The sequence below is a fragment of the Lamprobacter modestohalophilus genome, from assembly GCF_016583905.1.
Classification (GTDB): domain Bacteria; phylum Pseudomonadota; class Gammaproteobacteria; order Chromatiales; family Chromatiaceae; genus Lamprobacter; species Lamprobacter modestohalophilus.
In genome coordinates, this window is the sequence record NZ_NRRY01000003.1 from 216,067 (window position 1) to 235,334 (window position 19,268).

The 19,268-nt window shown below is 62.3% G+C and carries 18 protein-coding genes; 13 read left to right on the top strand and 5 right to left on the bottom strand.

From position 1 onward, the window contains the following. Nucleotides 1–58: 58 nt before the first annotated feature. The 10 genes from lepA to CKO42_RS03210 all read left to right on the top strand — a co-directional run bounded on the left by lepA (nucleotide 59) and on the right by CKO42_RS03210 (nucleotide 10,996). Nucleotides 59–1,864, top strand: a complete 1,806-nt coding sequence (gene lepA / locus CKO42_RS03165) for a translation elongation factor 4 (protein WP_200238621.1) — start codon at nucleotides 59–61, stop codon at nucleotides 1,862–1,864. 100 nt (nucleotides 1,865–1,964) lie between these two features. Further along, a complete protein-coding gene (gene lepB, locus CKO42_RS03170; RefSeq protein ID WP_200238624.1) occupies nucleotides 1,965–2,816 on the top strand; it encodes a signal peptidase I in 852 nt (283 codons plus the stop codon). Between the two features lie 8 nt (nucleotides 2,817–2,824). Further along, nucleotides 2,825–3,337: a DUF4845 domain-containing protein gene (locus CKO42_RS28200; RefSeq protein ID WP_200238628.1), complete on the top strand. Its 513-nt coding sequence runs from the start codon at nucleotides 2,825–2,827 to the stop codon at nucleotides 3,335–3,337. Then, on the top strand, nucleotides 3,334–4,017 hold the full coding sequence (gene rnc / locus CKO42_RS03180) for a ribonuclease III (protein WP_200238632.1): 684 nt from the start codon (nucleotides 3,334–3,336) through the stop codon (nucleotides 4,015–4,017). The genes CKO42_RS28200 and rnc overlap by 4 nt, the downstream gene beginning before the upstream one ends. A gap of 4 nt (nucleotides 4,018–4,021) precedes the next feature. Further along, complete coding sequence (gene era, locus CKO42_RS03185; protein ID WP_200238635.1) at nucleotides 4,022–5,056, top strand: GTPase Era; 1,035 nt, start codon at nucleotides 4,022–4,024, stop codon at nucleotides 5,054–5,056. A 96-nt stretch (nucleotides 5,057–5,152) separates the two neighbouring features. Continuing rightward, nucleotides 5,153–6,052, top strand: coding sequence for a DNA repair protein RecO (recO, locus tag CKO42_RS03190; RefSeq protein ID WP_200238638.1), 900 nt, complete (start codon nucleotides 5,153–5,155; stop codon nucleotides 6,050–6,052). A 49-nt stretch (nucleotides 6,053–6,101) separates the two neighbouring features. Beyond that, complete coding sequence (gene pdxJ, locus CKO42_RS03195) at nucleotides 6,102–6,860, top strand: pyridoxine 5'-phosphate synthase (RefSeq protein WP_200238641.1); 759 nt, start codon at nucleotides 6,102–6,104, stop codon at nucleotides 6,858–6,860. A gap of 177 nt (nucleotides 6,861–7,037) precedes the next feature. Continuing rightward, entirely contained in the window at nucleotides 7,038–8,633 is a 1,596-nt protein-coding gene (gene gpmI / locus CKO42_RS03200; RefSeq protein WP_200238645.1) for a 2,3-bisphosphoglycerate-independent phosphoglycerate mutase, read from the top strand. Between the two features lie 297 nt (nucleotides 8,634–8,930). Beyond that, nucleotides 8,931–10,154: a glucose-1-phosphate adenylyltransferase family protein gene (locus tag CKO42_RS03205; protein ID WP_200238649.1), complete on the top strand. Its 1,224-nt coding sequence runs from the start codon at nucleotides 8,931–8,933 to the stop codon at nucleotides 10,152–10,154. 266 nt (nucleotides 10,155–10,420) lie between these two features. Beyond that, complete coding sequence (locus CKO42_RS03210; protein WP_200238652.1) at nucleotides 10,421–10,996, top strand: endonuclease III domain-containing protein; 576 nt, start codon at nucleotides 10,421–10,423, stop codon at nucleotides 10,994–10,996. Nucleotides 10,997–11,052: 56 nt separating this feature from the next. Here CKO42_RS03210 and CKO42_RS03215 read toward each other — a convergent pair whose 3' ends face one another. The 3 genes from CKO42_RS03215 to CKO42_RS03225 form a co-directional block, all read right to left on the bottom strand. Next, nucleotides 11,053–11,979: an isoaspartyl peptidase/L-asparaginase family protein gene (locus tag CKO42_RS03215; protein WP_242479072.1), complete on the bottom strand. Its 927-nt coding sequence runs from the start codon at nucleotides 11,977–11,979 to the stop codon at nucleotides 11,053–11,055. A 63-nt stretch (nucleotides 11,980–12,042) separates the two neighbouring features. Then, entirely contained in the window at nucleotides 12,043–13,200 is a 1,158-nt protein-coding gene (locus CKO42_RS03220) for an ATP-grasp domain-containing protein (RefSeq protein ID WP_242479073.1), read from the bottom strand. A 147-nt stretch (nucleotides 13,201–13,347) separates the two neighbouring features. Further along, the gene (locus tag CKO42_RS03225; protein ID WP_200238655.1) at nucleotides 13,348–14,292 is read right to left on the bottom strand and encodes a hypothetical protein; all 945 of its coding nucleotides are present in this window, start codon (nucleotides 14,290–14,292) and stop codon (nucleotides 13,348–13,350) included. Nucleotides 14,293–14,806: 514 nt separating this feature from the next. On the opposite strand from CKO42_RS03225, the gene CKO42_RS03230 reads away from it, so the two are divergent. Further along, complete coding sequence (locus CKO42_RS03230) at nucleotides 14,807–15,451, top strand: lytic transglycosylase domain-containing protein (RefSeq protein WP_338034834.1); 645 nt, start codon at nucleotides 14,807–14,809, stop codon at nucleotides 15,449–15,451. Here the strand turns inward: CKO42_RS03230 and CKO42_RS03235 are convergent. Both CKO42_RS03235 and hoxE read right to left on the bottom strand, forming a co-directional pair. Continuing rightward, complete coding sequence (locus tag CKO42_RS03235) at nucleotides 15,448–17,094, bottom strand: NuoF family protein (RefSeq protein ID WP_200238660.1); 1,647 nt, start codon at nucleotides 17,092–17,094, stop codon at nucleotides 15,448–15,450. The genes CKO42_RS03230 and CKO42_RS03235 overlap by 4 nt on opposite strands. Further along, nucleotides 17,091–17,585, bottom strand: a complete 495-nt coding sequence (hoxE, locus tag CKO42_RS03240) for a bidirectional hydrogenase complex protein HoxE (protein ID WP_200238664.1) — start codon at nucleotides 17,583–17,585, stop codon at nucleotides 17,091–17,093. Before hoxE ends, CKO42_RS03235 begins: the two co-directional genes overlap by 4 nt. A gap of 274 nt (nucleotides 17,586–17,859) precedes the next feature. On the opposite strand from hoxE, the gene pssA reads away from it, so the two are divergent. Both pssA and CKO42_RS03250 read left to right on the top strand, forming a co-directional pair. Then, nucleotides 17,860–18,645: a CDP-diacylglycerol--serine O-phosphatidyltransferase gene (gene pssA / locus CKO42_RS03245; RefSeq protein WP_200238667.1), complete on the top strand. Its 786-nt coding sequence runs from the start codon at nucleotides 17,860–17,862 to the stop codon at nucleotides 18,643–18,645. 89 nt (nucleotides 18,646–18,734) lie between these two features. Further along, entirely contained in the window at nucleotides 18,735–19,202 is a 468-nt protein-coding gene (locus tag CKO42_RS03250) for a CBS domain-containing protein (RefSeq protein WP_200238684.1), read from the top strand. Nucleotides 19,203–19,268 lie beyond the last annotated feature (66 nt).

Here is a 19,268-nt window from a genome sequence, read left to right on the forward strand (position 1 = left end):
GGCTCTTTCTGAACTCTCAACTTAACGCTCAAATACTCTTCAAGGATTTCGCCTGCCGATGGCCGACCTCAGTCACATTCGCAACTTCTCGATCATTGCCCACATCGATCACGGCAAGTCGACCATTGCCGACCGTTTTATCCAGCATTGCGGCAGCCTGACCAACCGCGAGATGAGCAACCAGGTGCTGGATTCGATGGACCTGGAGCGTGAGCGCGGCATCACCATCAAGGCGCAGAGCGTGACCTTGGATTATCCGGCCAAGGATGGGCAGATCTACGAGCTGAACTTCATCGACACACCGGGCCATGTCGACTTCTCTTACGAGGTCTCGCGCTCACTGGCGGCCTGCGAGGGCGCGCTGCTGGTGGTCGATGCCGCGCAGGGCGTGGAGGCGCAGAGCGTCGCCAACTGCTATACCGCCATCGACCTCGGTCTCGAGGTGCTGCCGGTGCTGAACAAGATCGACCTGCCCTCGGCCGAGCCGGAGCGGGTGATCAATGAGATCGAAGAGATCATCGGCATGGATGCCGAGGACGCGCTGCGGGTCAGTGCCAAGACCGGGCTCGGCATCCCCGAGCTGCTAGAGATGTTGGTGGCGAAGATCCCACCACCGGTCGGCGATGCCGATGCGCCCTTGCGTGCGCTGATCATCGACTCCTGGTTCGATCCCTATGTCGGCGTGGTCTCGCTGATTCGGGTCAAGGAGGGCACGCTCAGGCGGCGCGACAAGATCAAGGTGATGTCGGTCGGGCGCGTGCATCAGGCCGATAACGTCGGCATCTTTACGCCCAAGAAGACCCCGCGCGATCAGCTCGGCCCCGGCGAGGTGGGCTTTGTCGCTGCCGGGATCAAGGAGATTGACGGCGCCCCGGTAGGCGATACCATCACCGGTGCTGATCGGCCGGCGACAGAGCGACTCGCGGGCTTCCGCGAGATCCGTCCGCGGGTCTTCGCCGGGCTCTATCCGATCTCCTCGGACGACTACGAAGACCTGCGCGATGCGCTCGCCAAGCTGCGGCTCAATGAGTCGGCGCTGTTCTACGAGCCCGAGACCTCGCAGGCGCTCGGCTTCGGTTTCCGCTGCGGCTTCCTCGGCATGCTGCACATGGAGATCATCCAGGAGCGGCTCGAGCGCGAATACGATCTGGAGCTGATCACGACGGCGCCCACCGTCATCTACGAGGTGGTGTTGAACGATGGCGAGGTGATCAATGTCGACAACCCGGCCAACCTGCCGGAGACCAATAAGATCCAGGAGATCCGTGAGCCGATCATCGAGGCGCATATCCTGGTGCCGCAGGATCTGCTCGGCGGCGTGATCAACCTCTGCGTCGAGAAGCGCGGCGTGCAGAAGAACATCCAGTTCCTCGGCGGTCAGGTGCAGGCGAGCTATGAGCTGCCGCTGAACGAGGTGGTGCTGGATTTCTTCGATCGGCTGAAGTCGGTGAGCCGCGGCTATGCCTCGTTCGAGTACGAGCTCAAGCGCTTCGATGCGGCCGATCTGGTCAAGCTGGATCTGATGATCAATGGCGAGCGGGTCGATGCGCTGTCGCTGATCGTGCACCGCTCCAACTCGTTGCACCGCGGCCGTGATCTCGCCGAGCGGATGAAGGAGCTGATCCCGCGGCAGATGTTCGAGGTTGCGATCCAGGCCGCGATCGGCACCAAGATCATCGCCCGCACCACGGTCAAGGCGCTGCGTAAGAATGTGACCGCGAAATGTTATGGCGGTGACGTGACGCGCAAGCGCAAGCTACTCGAGAAGCAGAAGGCGGGCAAGAAACGGATGAAGATGGTCGGGCGCGTCGAGATCCCGCAAGAGGCCTTCCTTGCGGTGCTTCAATCCAGCAAGGATAATTAACGGTTTTTCCGCGCTATCACATTTTTCCTACCGCCACTGATCGCCGCTGAGTGCTCGGCGTTCGGATCGTCGTCATAGGATCAGGAGACGCACCCGCGCCATGAGCTTCGATTTTCCGACCTTCCTTGTTGCGGCCACCTTCCTCACCGGGGGTATCTGGCTGCTCGACGCGCTGTTTTGGGCGCCTAAGCGCCGCCGCTTGGCGGCTGCGACCGCGAGCGCCTTGGCCGGAGGCGATCAGGGCACGGTGACTGGATACAAGGAGCCAGTGCTGGTCGAGTACGCACGTTCGTTTTTCCCGGTGATCCTGGTCGTACTGCTGCTGCGCTCGTTCGTGGTCGAGCCGTTTCGCATCCCATCTGGCTCAATGATGCCGACCCTTTTGGTCGGTGATTTCATCTTGGTCAATAAGTTCTCGTATGGGCTGCGCCTGCCAGTGCTGAATACCAAATTTGTTGAGCTCGGAGCGCCCGAGCGTGGCGACGTGATGGTGTTTCGCTTCCCGCGCGATGAATCGGTGGATTACATCAAGCGCGTCATCGCCCTGCCTGGCGACCAAGTCTACTATCGCGACAAGACGATCTACGTGAATGGGGAGCCGCTGGGGCAGGTTCCACTTGGGGATTACATCGACGACAATGGCCAGCCGACCGGTCTTATTGAGGCGGTGGAGGCGGTTGGCGATGAGCGTGAGCATGAGATCCTGATCAATCCACGCACAGGGGATTTCCCGCGCTCCTGCGGTGTCTTGGCGCGCGGCCCGGTGACGGTGCCAGAGGGGATGTACTTCGTCATGGGCGACAATCGCGACAACAGCAATGACGGCCGCTGCTGGGGTTTCGTGCCTGAGGAAAACCTGGTCGGCAAGGCGTTCGCGATCTGGATGAGCTGGGACGGCAACCGTGATGGCTTTCCGATTGCCTTCGGCCGCATTGGCAATGTTATCCATTGAGTGCCTGCGTGAATCGACCCATGATGCCCAAGTCTCCCCAGTCTCCCCAGTCTCCCCAGTCTCCCCAGTCTCCCCAGTCTCAGAGAGAGCCCAAGTACGGCTGGACCGCTCAGCGGTTGGTGAGTCCGCGCCGTGGCGACAGGCATGCCAGGCTGCTCGGCCCTCAGCGTGGCTTCGGGCTGGGCAAGGTGCTGGTCGTGTTGCTCTTAGTGGTGTTTTTCGTGAGCCTTGGGATCAAGATGGCACCGTCTTACCTGACCTATTATCAGGTGCGTAACATCATGGAGAGGGTGGTTGAGCGGCCAGAGCTGGCCGGTGCCGGATCGCGAGCGGTCCTTGCCGCTGTTACCCGACAGCTCGGTATCGATGCCGTGAGTTCGGTCGACGCAAAGGACTTTCATCTGTCGCGAGAGGATGAAGACACCCTGCTGAACTTGGATTATCAGGTGCAGCAGCATGTCGGCTTGAATGTGGATGTGCTCATGCACTTCGAGCACTCGGTCGCCCTGCCGCGGCCATGACGACCGACCCAATGCGCTTGGCGACCTCGCTGATCGGGCAGCCGCCAAGATCGCTCGCCCTGATCGAGCAGGCCCTCACCCACCGCAGCGCCGGTCCGATCAACAACGAGCGGCTGGAGTTTTTGGGTGATGCGCTGCTCGGATTCGTCATTGCCGAGGTGCTGCTGCAGCGCTTTCCTGATGCCAGCGAGGGGGACCTGACGCGGCGGCGGGCGACCCTGGTCAACCGCGAGGCATTGGCGAAGATTGCGCGCTCGCTGAGTCTGGGCGACTACTTGCGGCTCGATTCAGGCGCTCTGCGCTCAGGTGGCCATGCGCGCGACTCGGTGCTCTCCGACGCGCTCGAGGCCCTGATCGGCGCGATCTATCTGGATCAGGGCTTCACCGGCGCCAAGCAGATGATCCTCCGCGTCTTCGCCGAGGCCTTGGCGGATGTCGCCAACCAGGATGCGCGCAAGGACCCGAAGACGCGTTTGCAGGAATGGCTCCAGGCGCGCCGCCTGGCCTTGCCCGAATACGAGGTGACCGCGGTGACCGGTGAGCAGCATGCGCAGCGCTTTCAGGTACGCTGTCGGCTGCCTGCCGACGGCCGCGAATGTCTGGGTGACGGTTCCAGCCGGCGCCGTGCCGAGCAGCAGTCTGCCGAGACCATGCTCAGCCTTCTGAGCGAGGAAGATTGAGCGTATGAGTCAGTCCAACAGTCAGTCCAACGACGAACACCCGGAACTCGCTGAGGCCGCTGATCAGTCTGTCGATCGCTCTGCGACCACTGCAGCCTCTGCAACCACTGCAGCGAGCACCGGCTCGAGCCGTTGTGGCTACGTTGCGATCTTCGGGCGACCGAACGTGGGTAAGTCGACGCTGCTGAACCGGTTGCTGGGGCAGAAGCTCGCGATCACCTCGCACAAACCGCAGACCACACGCCACACCATCCTTGGCGTGTCGACCTTGGACGCTGGTCAGATCCTGTATGTGGATACCCCAGGCCTGCATCAGCGAGGCGGCAATGCCCTGAACCGTTACCTGAACCGCGCGGCGCGATCGATCCTCACCGATGTCGATCTGGTGCTGTTCGTGATCGAGGCGCTGCAGTTCGGTGATGAGGATGCGCTGGCGCTGGCCGAGATCGCCAAAGCGGGCACGCCCGCCATCGTGGCCGTGAACAAGACCGATCGCATTGCGGATAAGGCGCGCCTGCTGCCGTTTCTGCAGTCCTTGTCGGAGCGGCATGCGTTTGTTTCGATGGTGCCGGTCTCGGCGACTAAGGGTGATCAGATCAAGCGCCTGGAGGCCGAGGTGCTCGCGGCACTGCCCGAAGGCGAGCACCTGTTTCCGGACGATCAGCTCACCGATCGCTCCGAGCGCTTCTTGGCGGCCGAGCTCTTGCGCGAGCAGCTGATGCAGCGCTACGGCCAGGAGCTGCCGTATCGGACGACGGTTGAGATCGAGTCCTTTACCTTGGAAACACCGAGCCGGAAGCGGCAAGCCGAGGGGCCGCGCGCGCGCATCCATGCCTTGATCTGGGTCGAGCGTGAGAGCCAGAAGGCGATCATCATCGGCCGCCGCGGCGAGGCGTTGAAGGCCGCGGCATCGCAGGCACGCCTGGAGATGCAGAAGCTGTTTGGTCGGCCTGTCCATCTCGAGGTCTGGGTCAAGGTCAAGGATAGCTGGAGCAGTGACGAGGCGGCGCTCGCGAGCCTTGGCTACGGCGAGTACTGAGCACGGCGATTGTCCATGACCGCCAGTGATGAGCGGTTTGATCACTCCTGATGAGCGCTTTCACTCCAGGGCCGAAAGGCTTGCGCAGGCATCTTGATGAGCGTGCAGACACTCAAGCGTGGCTTCGTACTGCATCGTCGCGACTATCGCAACACCAGTCTGCTGATCGAGCTCTTTACCGCCGACGAGGGCAGGCTTGTCTGCGTCGCCAAGGGTGCAAAGTCGGCACCGCGCGGGCGCTCGGCACTGGCCGCGTTGCTGCAGCCGTTTCAGCCGCTCTGGCTCGGCTGGGTCGGCCGTGGTGAGGTCAAGACCCTGACGCGAGCCGAGGCCGCCGCGCCCAGTATCGCGCTTGTCGCTGAGCGGCTCTATTGCGGCTTCTACCTGAACGAGCTGTTGATCCGGTTGCTCGATCGCGAGGACCCGCACGAGGCCTTGTTCGTCTTCTACCAACAGGCCTTGGCAGATCTGGCGAGCGAGCCGCTGGACGCGGTGCTGCGCCGCTTCGAGCTGCGTCTGCTTGAAGAGTTGGGCTACGCGCTCGATCTTCGATCCGACCGTCAGGGCAAGCCCATTGAGCCAGTCCACGACTATCGTTACACGTCGGACCAAGGCCTGAACCCGGTTCCCGGGCTCGGCGTCAGCTTCAACGACCCGGTTGCGGCTTTGCACACCGGAGCGCGAATGCGTGAAACCCAGATTGCTGATGACGCTGTCTGCGAGCCGGCAGGCGCTGAACGTTTTGCCGTTGAGACCTCAGCTGACAAGACATCACCTGACGAGACGTCACCTGACAAGATATCACCGGCGATAGCTCAGGCGGCTGCGACGGAGGTGATGATCAGCGGAGGCACGCTGCAGCGCTTGGCCTCTGGAGCGCCGTTGCAGCGCGGTGATCTCGCGCCCGCCCGCGCCCTGATGCGCGCGGCGCTTGCACCCCACCTTGGGCCGAAGCCGTTGCGCAGCCGTGAGCTGTTTCGTCGCCCGTCGACTTGATTCCACCCCTAACCAAACACCTAACCAAACACCTAACCTTGGAGCCATCATGCAAGAGCTCAGCGGAGCGCCGATCCTCCTCGGCGTCAACATCGACCATATTGCGACCATCCGTGCCGCGCGCGGTACCCGCTACCCGGAGCCGATCCAGGCCGCACTGGTTGCCGAGCAGGCCGGCGCCGATGCCATCACGCTGCATCTGCGCGAGGATCGGCGTCACATCCAGGATCGCGATGTGCACCTGTTGAAAGGCATCTTGCAGACGCGCATGAACCTCGAGATGGCGGCAACGCCGGAGATGGTGCAGATTGCCTGCGAGGTGCGCCCGGCCGACTGCTGTCTGGTCCCAGAGCGGCGCGAGGAGCTGACCACCGAGGGTGGTCTGGATGTCAATGGTCAGATCGGCAAGTTGACCGAGCAGACGGCGCGTTTGGCTGAGGCTGGGGTGCGCGTCTCGCTGTTCATCGATCCAGAGCCGGCTCAGTTGGATGCGGCGGTAACGGTTGGTGCGCCGGTGGTGGAGATCCACACGGGTCGCTATGCCGACGCCGCGACGCCCAAGGTGCGCGCGGAGGAACTGCAGCGCATTGCGGCGGCCGTCGCGCATGGTCAGCAGCTTGGGCTACAGGTCAATGCCGGTCACGGGCTGGATTATCCGAACGTCGAGGCCGTTGCCGCCTTGCCCGGCGTGCGTGAGCTCAATATCGGGCATGCCATCGTTGCCCGCGCCCTGTTTTCGGGGCTTGCGCCTGCGGTCACCGAGATGAAACGCCTGATGGTGCAGGCCGCGCTGTTGCGGTCTGAGTGAGCATATCGGACAATGGCTCTGACCCCAACGGTCTGGGGCCAGAGTCGAACCTTTCTCGCGGTCATCAAACCTAGGTGGAAAAGGAACGTCTCTTGCTTCATGTTTAGAGACTGTTCACAGAGGCTGTTCGCAAAGACCCTCTCCTCAAGACTCTCCACAACCTAAGGATTTCCGATCATGGCCACCACCGCAGAGTCGGCGACCCCGAGACGCCCGGTCGTCCTGGTCATCCTCGATGGCTTCGGCATCAATCCGAGTAAGCTCCACAATGCCATCGCGCAGGCGAAGACACCGCGGCTTGACGAGTACTTCTTTCGCTATCCCTATACCCAGCTGAATGCCTCTGGCGCCGGTGTCGGTCTGCCGACCGGGCAGATGGGTAACTCCGAGGTCGGGCACATGACGCTCGGCAGCGGCAGCCTGTTACGTCAAGACCTGGTGCTGATCGATGATGCGATCACCGATGGGAGCTTCTTCAAGAATTCGGCGTTGCTCGACGCCGTCAAGGCCGCCAAGGCCAAACAGCGACCGCTGCAGCTCATTGGCTTGGTCTCCGAGGGCGGGGTACACAGCCACTCGCGTCATCTGTTGGCGCTGATTGAGCTGTGTCGGCTCGAAGGGGTGCCGCCGCTGGTGCACATGATCACCGATGGCCGGGATACTGCGCCGAAATCGGTGCTCAACGGCCTCGGCGAGATCGAAGCGGCGTTGGAGGGCGCGAATGGACGCATCGTCACCGTCAGCGGCCGCTATTACGCGATGGACCGGGATCGCCGTTTCGACCGCACCGAGCGGGCCTGGCGCGCGATCGTGCTTGGCAAGGGACGTGGCGCGGCAACGGCGCGAGCGGCGATCGACGCAGCCTACGCTGCCGGGGAGGGCGACGAGTTCATCCATCCGAGCGTGATTGGGGACTGGAAGGGACTCGAGCCCGATGACCCAATGGTGCTATTCAACTTCCGCAAAGACCGGCCGCGGCAGATGGCGTCGGCGCTCGCGCTCGACGCCTTTGATGGCTTCGATCGCGGCTCGGCACCGCGCGCTGATCTGACCTGCATGATGGTCTACGACAAGCGCTTCGGGCTGCCGCATGCGTTCGATCCAGAGATCCCTCGGACGACCCTGAATCAAGTGCTCAGCGCCCAGGGCATCGAGCAATTCCATTGCGCCGAGACCGAAAAATACGCGCATGTGACCTTCTTCTTCAATGGCGGCAGCGAGGAGCCAGCAGAAGGCGAGGTGCATCGATTGATCCCGTCGCCCATGGTCAAGACCTACGACCTCAAGCCCGAGATGAGTGCGGCGCAGGTCGCCGATGCGGTGGTCGAGGCGATCGAGGCCGGCAACTACGGATTCATCGTCGTCAACTTTGCCAATGGCGATATGGTCGGCCACACCGGCTATATGGACGCTGTGGTGCATGCGGTCGAGGTGCTGGATCAACAGGCCGGACGGGTGCTGGATGCGGCCGTGGCCAACGGCTACTCGGCGCTGCTGACCGCGGATCACGGCAACTGCGACATGATGGTCGACCCGGAGACGGACGAGCCGCACACTCAGCATACGACCAACCCAGTGCCGTTTATGGTCGTCGATAAGGAGCGCTGGGTGCTGCGCCCGAACGGCACCCTGGCCGATGTGGCCCCAACGGTCCTCGAGCTGATGGGGCTGCCAGCGGTGGCCGAGATGTCGGGTCAGTCGTTGCTGTTCGAGGCGATGGCTCCACAGCCGAATGTCTCGGTCGATCGGCTTGGGCTGGCGAGGACGGGCTGATTCGGTTAATCGGCGACGCTGATCAGCCGACGTCTCCGCACTGTTGTGGGGCGCCAGGTGATAAATCTGCGCAGGGATGGCGCATCTCATCGGCGAGCGCGTTCCGTCGCCCCTTCCTCCATGAATGATCCTATGGGGTGCACTGATGCCAGCGCATCGTCTTGTGTTGTTTACCGTGCTCGGTCTTGCTGGGGTCGCCTTGGCTTACAATGCGCTCAGAATTGTCGACGGTGGGATCGGCCCGGATTGGCCTGATCCCCCGGTGACCTGTTGCCGAGCTCAACCACAGGACTGCCAATGTCATCGAAGACCCTTACCTTCGTTTTTGCCGCCGAGCGCGGAACCCCCGCACTCCTTACCGAGCATCGCTGCAAAGCGGCCGTGCCGGTGGCTGGCAAGTATCGTGTCATCGACTTCACGCTGGCGAACTGTCTGCACTCCGGATTGCGCCAGGTGCTAGTGCTCAGTCAGTACAAATCGCATTCGCTGCACAAACATCTGCGCGACGGTTGGTCGCTCTTCAATGCGGAGCTTGGCGAGTTCATCACCGCGGTACCGCCGCAGATGCGCTATGACAGCGGTTGGTATCGCAATGCCATGGACGCCTTGCGCCAAAACCGCTATCTGATCGAGCGTAGCCCGGCCGATACGGTGCTGCTGCTCGACGGCGGGCTGGTCTACCGGATGGATTATGCAGAGCTGATCGAATTCCACCGCGAGCAGGGCGGTGGCGTGACCTGCGCCCTGCGCCAGGCGGGACCTGGATCAGCCGCCGGCGGGGTAAAGGTGGAGGTCGACGGGGCGGATCGTATCACCGCTATTGGCAATGCCATCGACGTTGATGCGCCTTATGAGTCGACCATGGGCGTCGTGTTGATCGACAAGGCGCTGTTACTGGAGCAGGTTGAGGCCCTGTCGGCTGCCACCGAGGCAGGAATGGACTCGGGCGTGGACCTCGCGACTCAGCTCGTATCGCCGATGCTCGACGGCCGTGCGACCTGCTCTAATCCACCAACGGCCTATCGGTTTGGCGGCGAGCGCGGGCGCGTAACCCAAGATCGTTACTGGAGTGATCTCGGCTCCACGGATGCCTATTTTCGCGCCAATATGGATCTGCTCAAGGCCGAGCCACCACTTAACCTCTATCAGGCAGACTGGAATATCCTGACCTACCAAGGGCAGTATCCGCCGGCCCGCACGGTGCCAGGGCCGACCTCGGGCAATGAGGGGATCTTCGTCAACTCGATGCTGGCTGCTGGCACCGTGATCCGCGGTGGCGGTGTCAGTCATTCGGTGCTCTATCCGCGGGTGCAGGTCGAAGATGGCGCCATCGTGGACGAGGCGATCCTGTTCGAGGGCGTGCGCATCGGTGCCAACGCGCGTGTTCGGCGCTGTATCTGCGACAAAGATGTGGTGATTCCAGCCGGTGCCTGCATCGGCGAGGATCGCCGCGCTGACGCCGAGCGTTTCGAGGTCTCCGACGAGGGCATTGTGGTGATTCTTAAGGGGCAGTCGATCTGAGCCAAGCACGCAAGCCCAGGACGACGCCGAGCCGCGGCCTAAACCCTCGGCCGAGGAGTCGCCAAAAAGCGAGCAAGATTAGCCCTGATGCCGGCTCTAAGCCTAGCTCGGCCGATTCCAGCCAGCTCCTGAAGTCCGAAACGGGCGGCGTCCGAGATCGGGTTGAGCGCGACATCAGCGCAGCGCCGATCGCGACCCTGTATACCTCGCTGCTCGCCGCTTATGGGGAGCAGCAGTGGTGGCCTGCTGAAACGGCCTTCGAGGTCATGCTCGGCGCCATTCTGACTCAGAATACCGCTTGGACCAATGTTGAGCGGGCCTTGAGCCAGTTGCGGGCAGAGATCCCGCTGCGGCCTGAATCGGTATTAGCGCTCGCCGAGCCGGCGTTGGCGGAGCTGATTCGGCCGTCTGGGTATTTCAACGTCAAGGCGCGGCGGTTGCGCAGCTTCTGCGAGGCGCTGCTCGAGGCTGGCGGCGAGGCCGCGCTGGCGGCGCTGCCGACCGATCAGTTGCGGCAGTGGCTCTTGGCGATCAACGGCATCGGGCCCGAGACCGCCGACGATATCCTGCTCTATGCCTTCGAGCGGCCGGTGTTCGTGGTCGATGCCTATACTCGACGGCTGTTTGGTCGCCTTGGCTTGATCGCCGGGGATGAAAGCTATGAGGACATTCGCCAGCATGTCGAGGCCGCGCTCGGCCCGGATGTGGCCTGCTTCAACGAATATCATGCGCTGATCGTTCGCCACGCCAAGGAGGTCTGCCGCGCGCGCAAACCGGGGTGTCAGGTCTGTCTGCTCAGCCGAGGTTGCCAGCAGCGCGAGGATGAGAGTCAGTCGCCCTGATATGTGAATGCGACGAGCGCATCAGTCGCATCGGGCCGATGGTGGTTCCGGTGCGGTCAGAAACGGCAGATGGTCTCGCCGCCGTGCTCGATCCAGCCGTGGATCATCTTCTTGGTGGTCATGCCGCTGGCGCATTGGCCTGCGTGATCGATGCAGATGAGTCCGCCACGGCCCTGGACCTTGCGGCTGAGGTAGGCCAGCCCGTCATCGACCGCGGAGCGCGCTGTGCCGCCGCAGAGCTCGATCAGGTCGGCCACGGTTTTGGCGAAGACCGTGCGCATGAAGTCTTCGCCGTAGCCGGTCGCGGAGACCGCGCAGCTGGCGTTGTCGGCGTAGACGCCGGCACCGATGATCGGTGAGTCACCGACCCGTCCCATGCGTTTGTTGACGATACCGCCAGTCGAGGTGGCGGCCGCTAGGTTGCCTTGGCGATCACGTGCGACGGCACCGATGGTGCCGTATTTCTGATCCTCGCCTTCGTCGTCATGGTCGAGCGTCATCCGCCCCCGCAACCGCGCTTGTTCCAGCTGTTTGATCCGATCAGGGGTAAAAAAGTAGTGGTCGGGCGTTAAGCGAACCTGGCAATGCTTGGCGAACTCCAGCGCGCCGTCACCGATCAACATCACATGCTCGCTGCCATCCATGATCAGCCGCGCCAGTTGCACCGGGTTGGCGATGTTGCCGATGCCAGCGACAGCGCCGGCGGCGAGATCGCGGCCATCCATGATGCCGGCATCCATCTCGACCTTGCCGTTCTCATTCAGCACCGAGCCGCAGCCAGCGTTGAAGAGCGGGTCGTCCTCCAGCTGTGAGGCGCAGCTCTCGACCGCCTCGACGGCGCTCGCGCCGCGCTCGAGGATAGCGCGCCCGTGCTCCAGGGTGACGCGAATGCTCTCCAAATAGCGCACCGCGATACGCTCGTCGGAGACGTTGTCGAGCGCACCAGCGCCGCCATGGACCATTAGGGAGTAGGTGTCGATCATGCCATCCAACTTAACGTGAATCTCACGCGATTCATTTTCCGGGGCGGCGCCGCGCCATGAGCGTTAGAGCCGCTGGTTGAGGGCGAGCGCCAACGCCTGTTGACGGTCGGGGACGCCGGCGAGCAGGACCAGTAGCTTGCCCACCAGCACCGGCCCCCAATTCACTAGGATAACCCCTTCACCGGTGCTCGGGTCGTACTCGATGCCGGTGAGGTCGATGTCGGCGAGCATCCGATGCCGGGTCGGGAAGGCGCGGGCGAGCCAATGTTCGATGCCGAGTTTGCGGGCGATCATGGTCGGATAGGAGGCACCGTTCCAGCGCGGATTGCACTCGATGGCGAGATGCTTGCTTTCCCCGTTGGTCTCGACGACCGCGACATCGAAGGCGAACACCCCGCGCATGCCTTGCTCAACGAGCCATTCGGCCATCGGCTCGACCAGATCCCAGGGTGGCGCTGGCACCGGATGTCGGTTGCCTTGATGCACGCAGCCATCCAGGATCTGCTCGGTGGCGGCGACCCGCACCTGGCGGCCATCCACAGCCTCGTACTGGAGATTCAGGAAGCAGTCCGTGCGAACCTCATCCTGGATCTGAACCGGCACGCTCGGCTCGAAACATTGGATCGCGGTGCGCAAGGCCTGTGCATCATCACAGCGGTAGATGCCGACGCCCGAGACCGAGACCGCGGCTTTGAGGTAGCAGGGATAGGGCGCGGCGTCGATGTCGCCGTCGTCGATCAGCGCAACCTCATCGAAGCAGAGGGTCCGCGGTACCGGGACGCCAAGATCATCGGCGAGGGCCATGAACTGGTTCTTTGAGTTGATGTAGTCGACGGTGCGATGCCAGCGCTGGTCGGGGCGTCGGTCTTGCTCAGCGTCGCCGAAGTAGAACACGGAAGGTTCATGTTGCGGATGTGCGGCGAGAAGGCCGGTGTCGATGTCCCAAATGACCTCAGTGCTGTGGCTGAGGCCGATGCGCTGATAATGGCTGCAGATCGTTGTCCACTGCGGCTTCAGGTCTGGGTGCAGTTGGATCAGATCGCCGGGGTCGCTGGCGCCGAGCGCGCGCCCCGAATAGAGCTGGTTGCCGAGTACACCTTCGGCGGTGCAGCCCATGATGTCGTGATTGAGGATTCTTGGTCCTCGAGCCGGTTGAAGCACGCCAGCCAGGTTGGCATTGGCGGTTGGGTTTCGAGCCGAGTCGTTGATCGTTGCGCCCATGCTGACGTCCGTCCATCGCCTGTGATTTCGGTTACGAGACGTGGATTAGTAAGCAAACCGCAGGCCAGCTTTCTAGAGGAGGGCTTGTTGTAAGGTTGAGTCGATTGGCCCGTCACAGACCAATATTGGTCGCGACTCGGCCGCTGCTCACCCCGCCGGTCCATAAGGCTGTTGATCCTTGCGCAGCCGAGGCTCGATGAAGGTGCGGCGAAACTGGTGGCATTTGTCGATCAGCTCGCGGCAGCTCTTTGGCATCGGCGCACGGGCGCGCACCATGTGGCTCACCAGGGCAGAACTCGATTTCAGGATACGGTTGCCTTCTTGTGCCTCATGGATCTCCATCGTCGATGGCGCTGGCGGCAGGGACGGCTGGATGTTTCGCAGCCGATCGCCGGCGACCACGAACGCCGGCCAGACATGGAAGATCGCCGGATCAGTCCGCAGGATCTCGCATTTACGCTTGGCCGATTCGCCGAGCTCGTGCAACAGCGGTGCGAGCCCACAAACCTGAGTGCTGCCCTCGAAGGTGGCGGTTAGGGTGGCGGTGATGCGATCGATATCGCGCATGGTCATCGCCATTTTCACATAGCGGCTCTCGTAGAAGGCCGCGATGGGCTGGCTGAAGGCCTTGAATGGCTCGCCCCAGAGCTCGTCGATGCCCTCGTCGCCGCCGCGGTGGCGCACCATGTGGCCGAGGTCTAGGGCCTCGAGCAGATAGTCACCGCATTCACGCATGAGTGCATCATCGGGCTCGACCTCGACACCGTCGGCCTGCAGCTCGACCAGCTTGGTGAAGATGGTGGCGGCGCGGTTGAAGAGTGCGCCCGCGAGCATCGCGCCATTGACCCGCTTGCGCTCAGGGTTGGTCTCGGCTTCGTAGGCGGCTCGCGCCTCGGCGAGTCGGATGCCGGGGATGTTGATCCCGTGCTCGACGTGATTGAACAGGCGACGCGTCAGCGCTTCGATGAGCGCCTTCTTGGCCGCTAGGGTTTCCGGCGGCGGCTCGTAGTACTTGATCCAGTAACCGTCGTAGTGGATACAGCGCCGGCCCTGCACCTCGGCGACGGTTCCGTTGGGGATCTTTTCGCTCATCGTGCTTATAGTGCGCTAGGCATCAGGTCTGGGTATCAGGTCTGGGCGCGGCCATGATCGCAGACTAGTGGAGTCTTGTTGGCGAGCGCTCAGGCGCGTCGCGGTGCAGGAGTCGAGCGATGCGGTAAACGTGAATCTCACGCGATTCATTGTCCGGTGTGGTGCCGCACCATGAGCGTTAGGGGAAACGCGATTGCAGTCTGTATCATCGACCCTGAAGTATCGCAGTATCGTTCCCCTTGCTGCCAGTACTCATGCCCTTGGCCGGCCATGAGTGTTATCGATGCCTTGTATCATCATCTTCGAGTGTGCCGACATGCGATGGTTTATCTCTAACGTACTTAGCGCGTCATCACCCCGGACGATGAAGCGCTTGTTTCACGGTAACCTGGTTCTAATCGTTGTCACCAGTCTTGTTCCGGGGCTTGCTACGGCCGATGTCGCGCAGGCGAAGGTGGCGTCTGAACCTGTTTCAGCGGAGTTGAAATCTCTCCCAAGACCGCCGAGCGGTCCCGTGCCGAGCCGAAAGGCCCTGAAGGCATTGGTCGAGCAAACTGCAAAGCGCTATGGGGTCGAGATCGAGCTGGTTGATGCCCTGGTGGTTGCCGAGTCTGGCTATGATCCGCATGCAGTGTCTCCAGTGGGTGCTGTCGGGCTGATGCAAGTCATGCCGGAGACCGCAGCAGATTATGGTGTCAACTCGGTTGAGGCCCTGTTCGATCCTCAGACCAACGTCCGGACGGGGGTCCGCCATCTCAAGCGCCTGCTCGGTCAATTCGGCATCGGCAAGGCGGTGATGGCCTATAACGCAGGCGAGGGCGCGCTGAGCCGTCACAATGGCTTTGTGACCTATCCTGAGACCCAACGCTACACCCATCGCGTGCTGAGCAGCTACCTAAAGAAGAAGGGTGTTTCACCTTATTCGCTCGAGGCACGTGCGTTGACCGGTATCACGCTGACGCCATCCATGGCCACGGCGAGCGCGACAGCCGGGGGCAGGCGCACTGTGCGTCAAATCGATCCTTCACGCTTGCGCCTGCGCATCCGGCCCACCCTGTCCAAGCGTGCGCTCGACCCCGGTTTGCACAGTAGTGGACCCAGCAGTCAGCCGATGTTTGAGCTGCAGCAGCCGAAGCCGCGCCTGAAACCGCGAAACTAATCGGTGGCGGCTGACGGGCCAGCAAGCTTCTCCTCATACTCATCGCGGAAGTAACGCAGTGTGCTCATCACGGGATTCGGCGCCGTCTGACCAAGACCGCAGAGGCTGGTGGCCTGCACCACCTCACAGAGTTCTTCCAGTAACGCCAAGTCCGCATGGGTCGCGTTTGACTTGGCGATCTTGTCCAGCAGCGCGTGCATCTGCTGGGTACCGGTGCGGCAGGGCACGCACTTGCCGCAAGATTCGTCCATGCAGAACTCCATGAAGAAGCGCGCGACATCGACCATGCTCGAGGTCTCGTCCATCACGATCATGCCGCCCGAGCCCATCATGGTGCCGAGGGTCTTGAGGCTGTCGTAATCGACCGCGATGTCCAGGTGCTCAGCGGGCACGCAGCCACCCGAGGGGCCGCCGGTCTGCACCGCCTTGAAGGCCTTGCCGTCCGGGATGCCGCCGCCGATCTCGAACAGGATCTCGCGCAGGGTGATGCCCATATCCACTTCGATGAGGCCGCCGTTGACGATATTGCCCGCCAGCGCAAAAACCTTCGTGCCCTTGGATTTCTCGGTGCCGATGCCGGCGAACCAGTCGCCTCCGTTAGTGACGATGGGTGCAATATTGGAGAGGGTCTCCACGTTGTTGATGAGCGTAGGATGGCCCCATAGCCCATATTCAGCCGGGTATGGCGGGCGCGGGCGTGGATGGCCGCGTCCGCCCTCGACGGAGGCCATGAGCGCCGTCTCTTCACCGCAGACGAAGGCACCGGCTCCCAAGCGAATTTCGATGTCGAAGTTGAACTGCGTCTCGCAGATATGATGGCCAAGAAAGCCTTGGCGCTTGGCCTTGCGGATGGCGGTCTTGAGCCGCTCCACCGCGAGCGGATATTCAGCGCGGATGTAGATGTAGCCCTTGTTGGCGCCGACCGCGTAGGCAGCGATAGCCATCCCCTCGAGCAAACGGTGGGGATCGGACTCGAGTACCGCCCGATCCATGAAGGCGCCTGGATCGCCCTCGTCCGCGTTGCAGATGACGTACTTCTGTGCGTCCGGCATCTTGGCTACTGTGGACCACTTGAGGCCTGTGGGGTAGCCGCCGCCGCCGCGCCCGCGCAGACCACTCGTGGTGACCTCTGCAACCACTTCGGCCGGGGTCATCTCCGTTAGCGCGCGTACCATGGCGGCGTAGCCGCCGACGGCGACATAACCCTTGAAGCTGTCAGGATCGACGATGCCGGAGTTCTGGCGCACAATCCAACGCTGGCGAGTGAAGAACGGCATATCACTAGGACACAGAAGGCGCTCCACCGGACCGGCGTTGGGCTTGCGTGCGTTGTCCATAATCTCGGTAGCGTCATCCTGTACGACGTTACGGTAGAGGGTGGATTCGCGCAAGTCCGCCCCCGGCTCGGCCACTGCCACCATGGGCCCTACGGAGCAGAGCCCCATGCAACCGACGCCCTTAACTTTGCAGCGGTGCTCGCCCTCTGACGGCGATTCTGGAGCAGCGGCGTTGAGCGCGTCGATGACCCCAGGGGCGCCAGAGGAATAGCAGGCCGTGGCGACGCATACCCGCACCTCGCGGTCGGCGTCGCCCTGTTCGGCGCGATACGTCGCGGCAAGATCTTCTAAATCATCGATATTCATTCGGCGATCTCCTGTTGTAGCCGATCACAGAAGGCGTCGGTACCGAGCTTGCCGACGACGTTGCCATCCAAGACTACTGCAGGCGCCAGACCGCAGGCGCCAACGCAGCGTGCGGTCATCACCGAGAGCGATTTGTCCTCGGTGGTCTCGCCGGGGTTGACCCCAAAGCGCTGCTCAATGCCCTCAACCAGTGCTCCGGCCCCTTTGATGTAGCAGGCAGTGCCGGTACAGACCACGCAGGTGTGGCGGCCCTGTGGCTTGAGCATGAACAGGTGGTAGAAGGTGGCAACCCCGTAGACCTTGCTCCGCGGCAGATCGAGCGAGTCGGCGACGAAGGTCATGGCATCGGTGTCGAGAAACCCAAAGGCGTCCTGGACGCTGTGTAGGGCTTCAATCAAGGCGTGCTCGGCATAGCCGTTGCGCCGCATCGTGGCGTTGACCAGCTTCCAGCGCTTGTCGGCGCTGGGCAAGTCGGGTCGTTGTCTTTGCATGGTGTGGCCCCTGCGTTGAGTGCCTGCGGGTACATTGCGGCGGCGGATCGATCGCCAGATGCCATTAAATCGCGACTTGGTGCTCAGCACCAAACGAAGAATCGATGATGGTGTCCAGAATGGTTGCTTCGACCTGTGCTGCGCCGCGGCGCCGGATAGGACGGAATGTGCCTCAACAGGGCGAGCGCTGGCGTCTATACTGACCCCGAGCCCGGTGTTACCGTTGGGCCTTTGCGCGAGCTTACACTCATGGCCGACCCCGAGTCTGACCCCAATGACCGATCCCAATGACCCGCCGAGCGCACCGCGTGCGGCCGAACGGCGCCGTGGTATCTATTTGCTACCGAACCTGTTTACGACGGCCGCGCTGTTCGCCGGATTCTACGCGGTCCTGTCGGCGAATGCGGGCCAGTTTGAGGCCGCCGCCCTCGGCATCTTTGCCGCCATGGTGCTGGATGGCTTCGACGGTCGCATTGCGCGCATCACCCACACCCAAAGTGACTTTGGTGCCGAGTATGACAGCCTCTCGGACATGGTGGCGTTTGGTGTGGCGCCAGCGCTGGTTGCTTACGAATGGGCGCTCTCCGGTCTCGGTAAGCTCGGCTGGCTGGCGGCCTTTATCTATACCGCCGCGGCGGCATTGCGCTTGGCGCGATTCAACACGCAGGTCGGTATTGCCGACAAGCGTTGGTTCCAAGGGCTGCCGAGTCCATCGGCGGCGGCGATCATCGCCGGCGCGATCTGGATCGGCACCGACAATGGCATCAGCGGCGCGAGCGTCAGTCTGCTGATGGCAGCACTCACCGCCTTTTCCGGTCTGCTGATGGTGAGCAACTTTCGCTACCACAGCTTCAAGGTGCTCGATCTCCACGGCCGTGTGCCTTTCATGTTCATTGTGCTGCTGATGCTGGGCTTCGCACTGGTGGTGCTAGACCCGCCGGTGCTGTTGTTCTTGATGGCGTTCAGTTATGCGGTCTCTGGGCCAATCCTGACCCTGATCCAGCGGCGACAACGCCTGAGTGAGGGGCGGCGTCGACGCAAAGGCCTTGGCTCAGGTTGAAGCACCGCTCGCGCCTGCGCCTAAGGCTATAATCCTCGAATCCGGTCGCGGCCGGGTGCCACCTAAAAAGAACGGAGGAGAGTAGAACGATGAAAGTGCGCGATGTGATGAGTGGGGCGGTACGGTCAGTCAAGCCCGATACCAAGATCGTTGAGGTCGCATCACTGATGTGCCTCTTTCGGTTCCATGGTGTGCCCGTGGTGAACGATGAAAACCGGTTGGTCGGGATCATTGCCGAGAAAGATATGCTGCACAGCCTCTTCCCGACCGTGGAAAGCCTGATGACCGAAGGGATGCACTCGGTGGATATGGATCGTCAGATGGGCCGCTACGGGGAGATCTTAGAGAAAACGGTCGACGAGCTGATGACCAAAAACCCGATCTCGGTCGATCCCGACATGCACGTGCTGCGTGCGGCGACGATCATGGTCAAGAATAAGTTTCGGCGCATTCCAGTGGCCGAGAAGGACGGAACGCTCATCGGCATGCTGAGTTTGGGGGATGTCCATAAAGCGATCTTCCATGCCAACATGACGGGCGCGTTGAAGGCTTCGTAAGCCTTTGCTTGGCATTGTTTATGCTCTCTGGGCCGCACTCCTGCGGCTCAGGATGCCCCCGCTCGT

Excerpts from the sequence above, each read along its gene's own strand:
- CKO42_RS03235 (WP_200238660.1), bottom strand. The coding sequence starts at position 17,094 with ATGAATATCGATGATTTAGAAGATCTTGCCGCGACGTATCGCGCCGAA.
- CKO42_RS03220 (WP_242479073.1), bottom strand. The coding sequence starts at position 13,200 with ATGGGCGCAACGATCAACGACTCGGCTCGAAACCCAACCGCCAATGCC.
- CKO42_RS03225 (WP_200238655.1), bottom strand. The coding sequence starts at position 14,292 with ATGAGCGAAAAGATCCCCAACGGAACCGTCGCCGAGGTGCAGGGCCGG.
- lepA (WP_200238621.1), top strand. The coding sequence starts at position 59 with ATGGCCGACCTCAGTCACATTCGCAACTTCTCGATCATTGCCCACATC.
- gpmI (WP_200238645.1), top strand. The coding sequence starts at position 7,038 with ATGGCCACCACCGCAGAGTCGGCGACCCCGAGACGCCCGGTCGTCCTG.
- recO (WP_200238638.1), top strand. The coding sequence starts at position 5,153 with ATGAGCGTGCAGACACTCAAGCGTGGCTTCGTACTGCATCGTCGCGAC.
- CKO42_RS03205 (WP_200238649.1), top strand. The coding sequence starts at position 8,931 with ATGTCATCGAAGACCCTTACCTTCGTTTTTGCCGCCGAGCGCGGAACC.
- hoxE (WP_200238664.1), bottom strand. The coding sequence starts at position 17,585 with ATGCAAAGACAACGACCCGACTTGCCCAGCGCCGACAAGCGCTGGAAG.
- pssA (WP_200238667.1), top strand. The coding sequence starts at position 17,860 with ATGACCGATCCCAATGACCCGCCGAGCGCACCGCGTGCGGCCGAACGG.
- CKO42_RS03250 (WP_200238684.1), top strand. The coding sequence starts at position 18,735 with ATGAAAGTGCGCGATGTGATGAGTGGGGCGGTACGGTCAGTCAAGCCC.
- era (WP_200238635.1), top strand. The coding sequence starts at position 4,022 with ATGAGTCAGTCCAACAGTCAGTCCAACGACGAACACCCGGAACTCGCT.
- pdxJ (WP_200238641.1), top strand. The coding sequence starts at position 6,102 with ATGCAAGAGCTCAGCGGAGCGCCGATCCTCCTCGGCGTCAACATCGAC.
- CKO42_RS03215 (WP_242479072.1), bottom strand. The coding sequence starts at position 11,979 with ATGATCGACACCTACTCCCTAATGGTCCATGGCGGCGCTGGTGCGCTC.
- rnc (WP_200238632.1), top strand. The coding sequence starts at position 3,334 with ATGACGACCGACCCAATGCGCTTGGCGACCTCGCTGATCGGGCAGCCG.
- lepB (WP_200238624.1), top strand. The coding sequence starts at position 1,965 with ATGAGCTTCGATTTTCCGACCTTCCTTGTTGCGGCCACCTTCCTCACC.
- CKO42_RS03210 (WP_200238652.1), top strand. The coding sequence starts at position 10,421 with ATGCTCGGCGCCATTCTGACTCAGAATACCGCTTGGACCAATGTTGAG.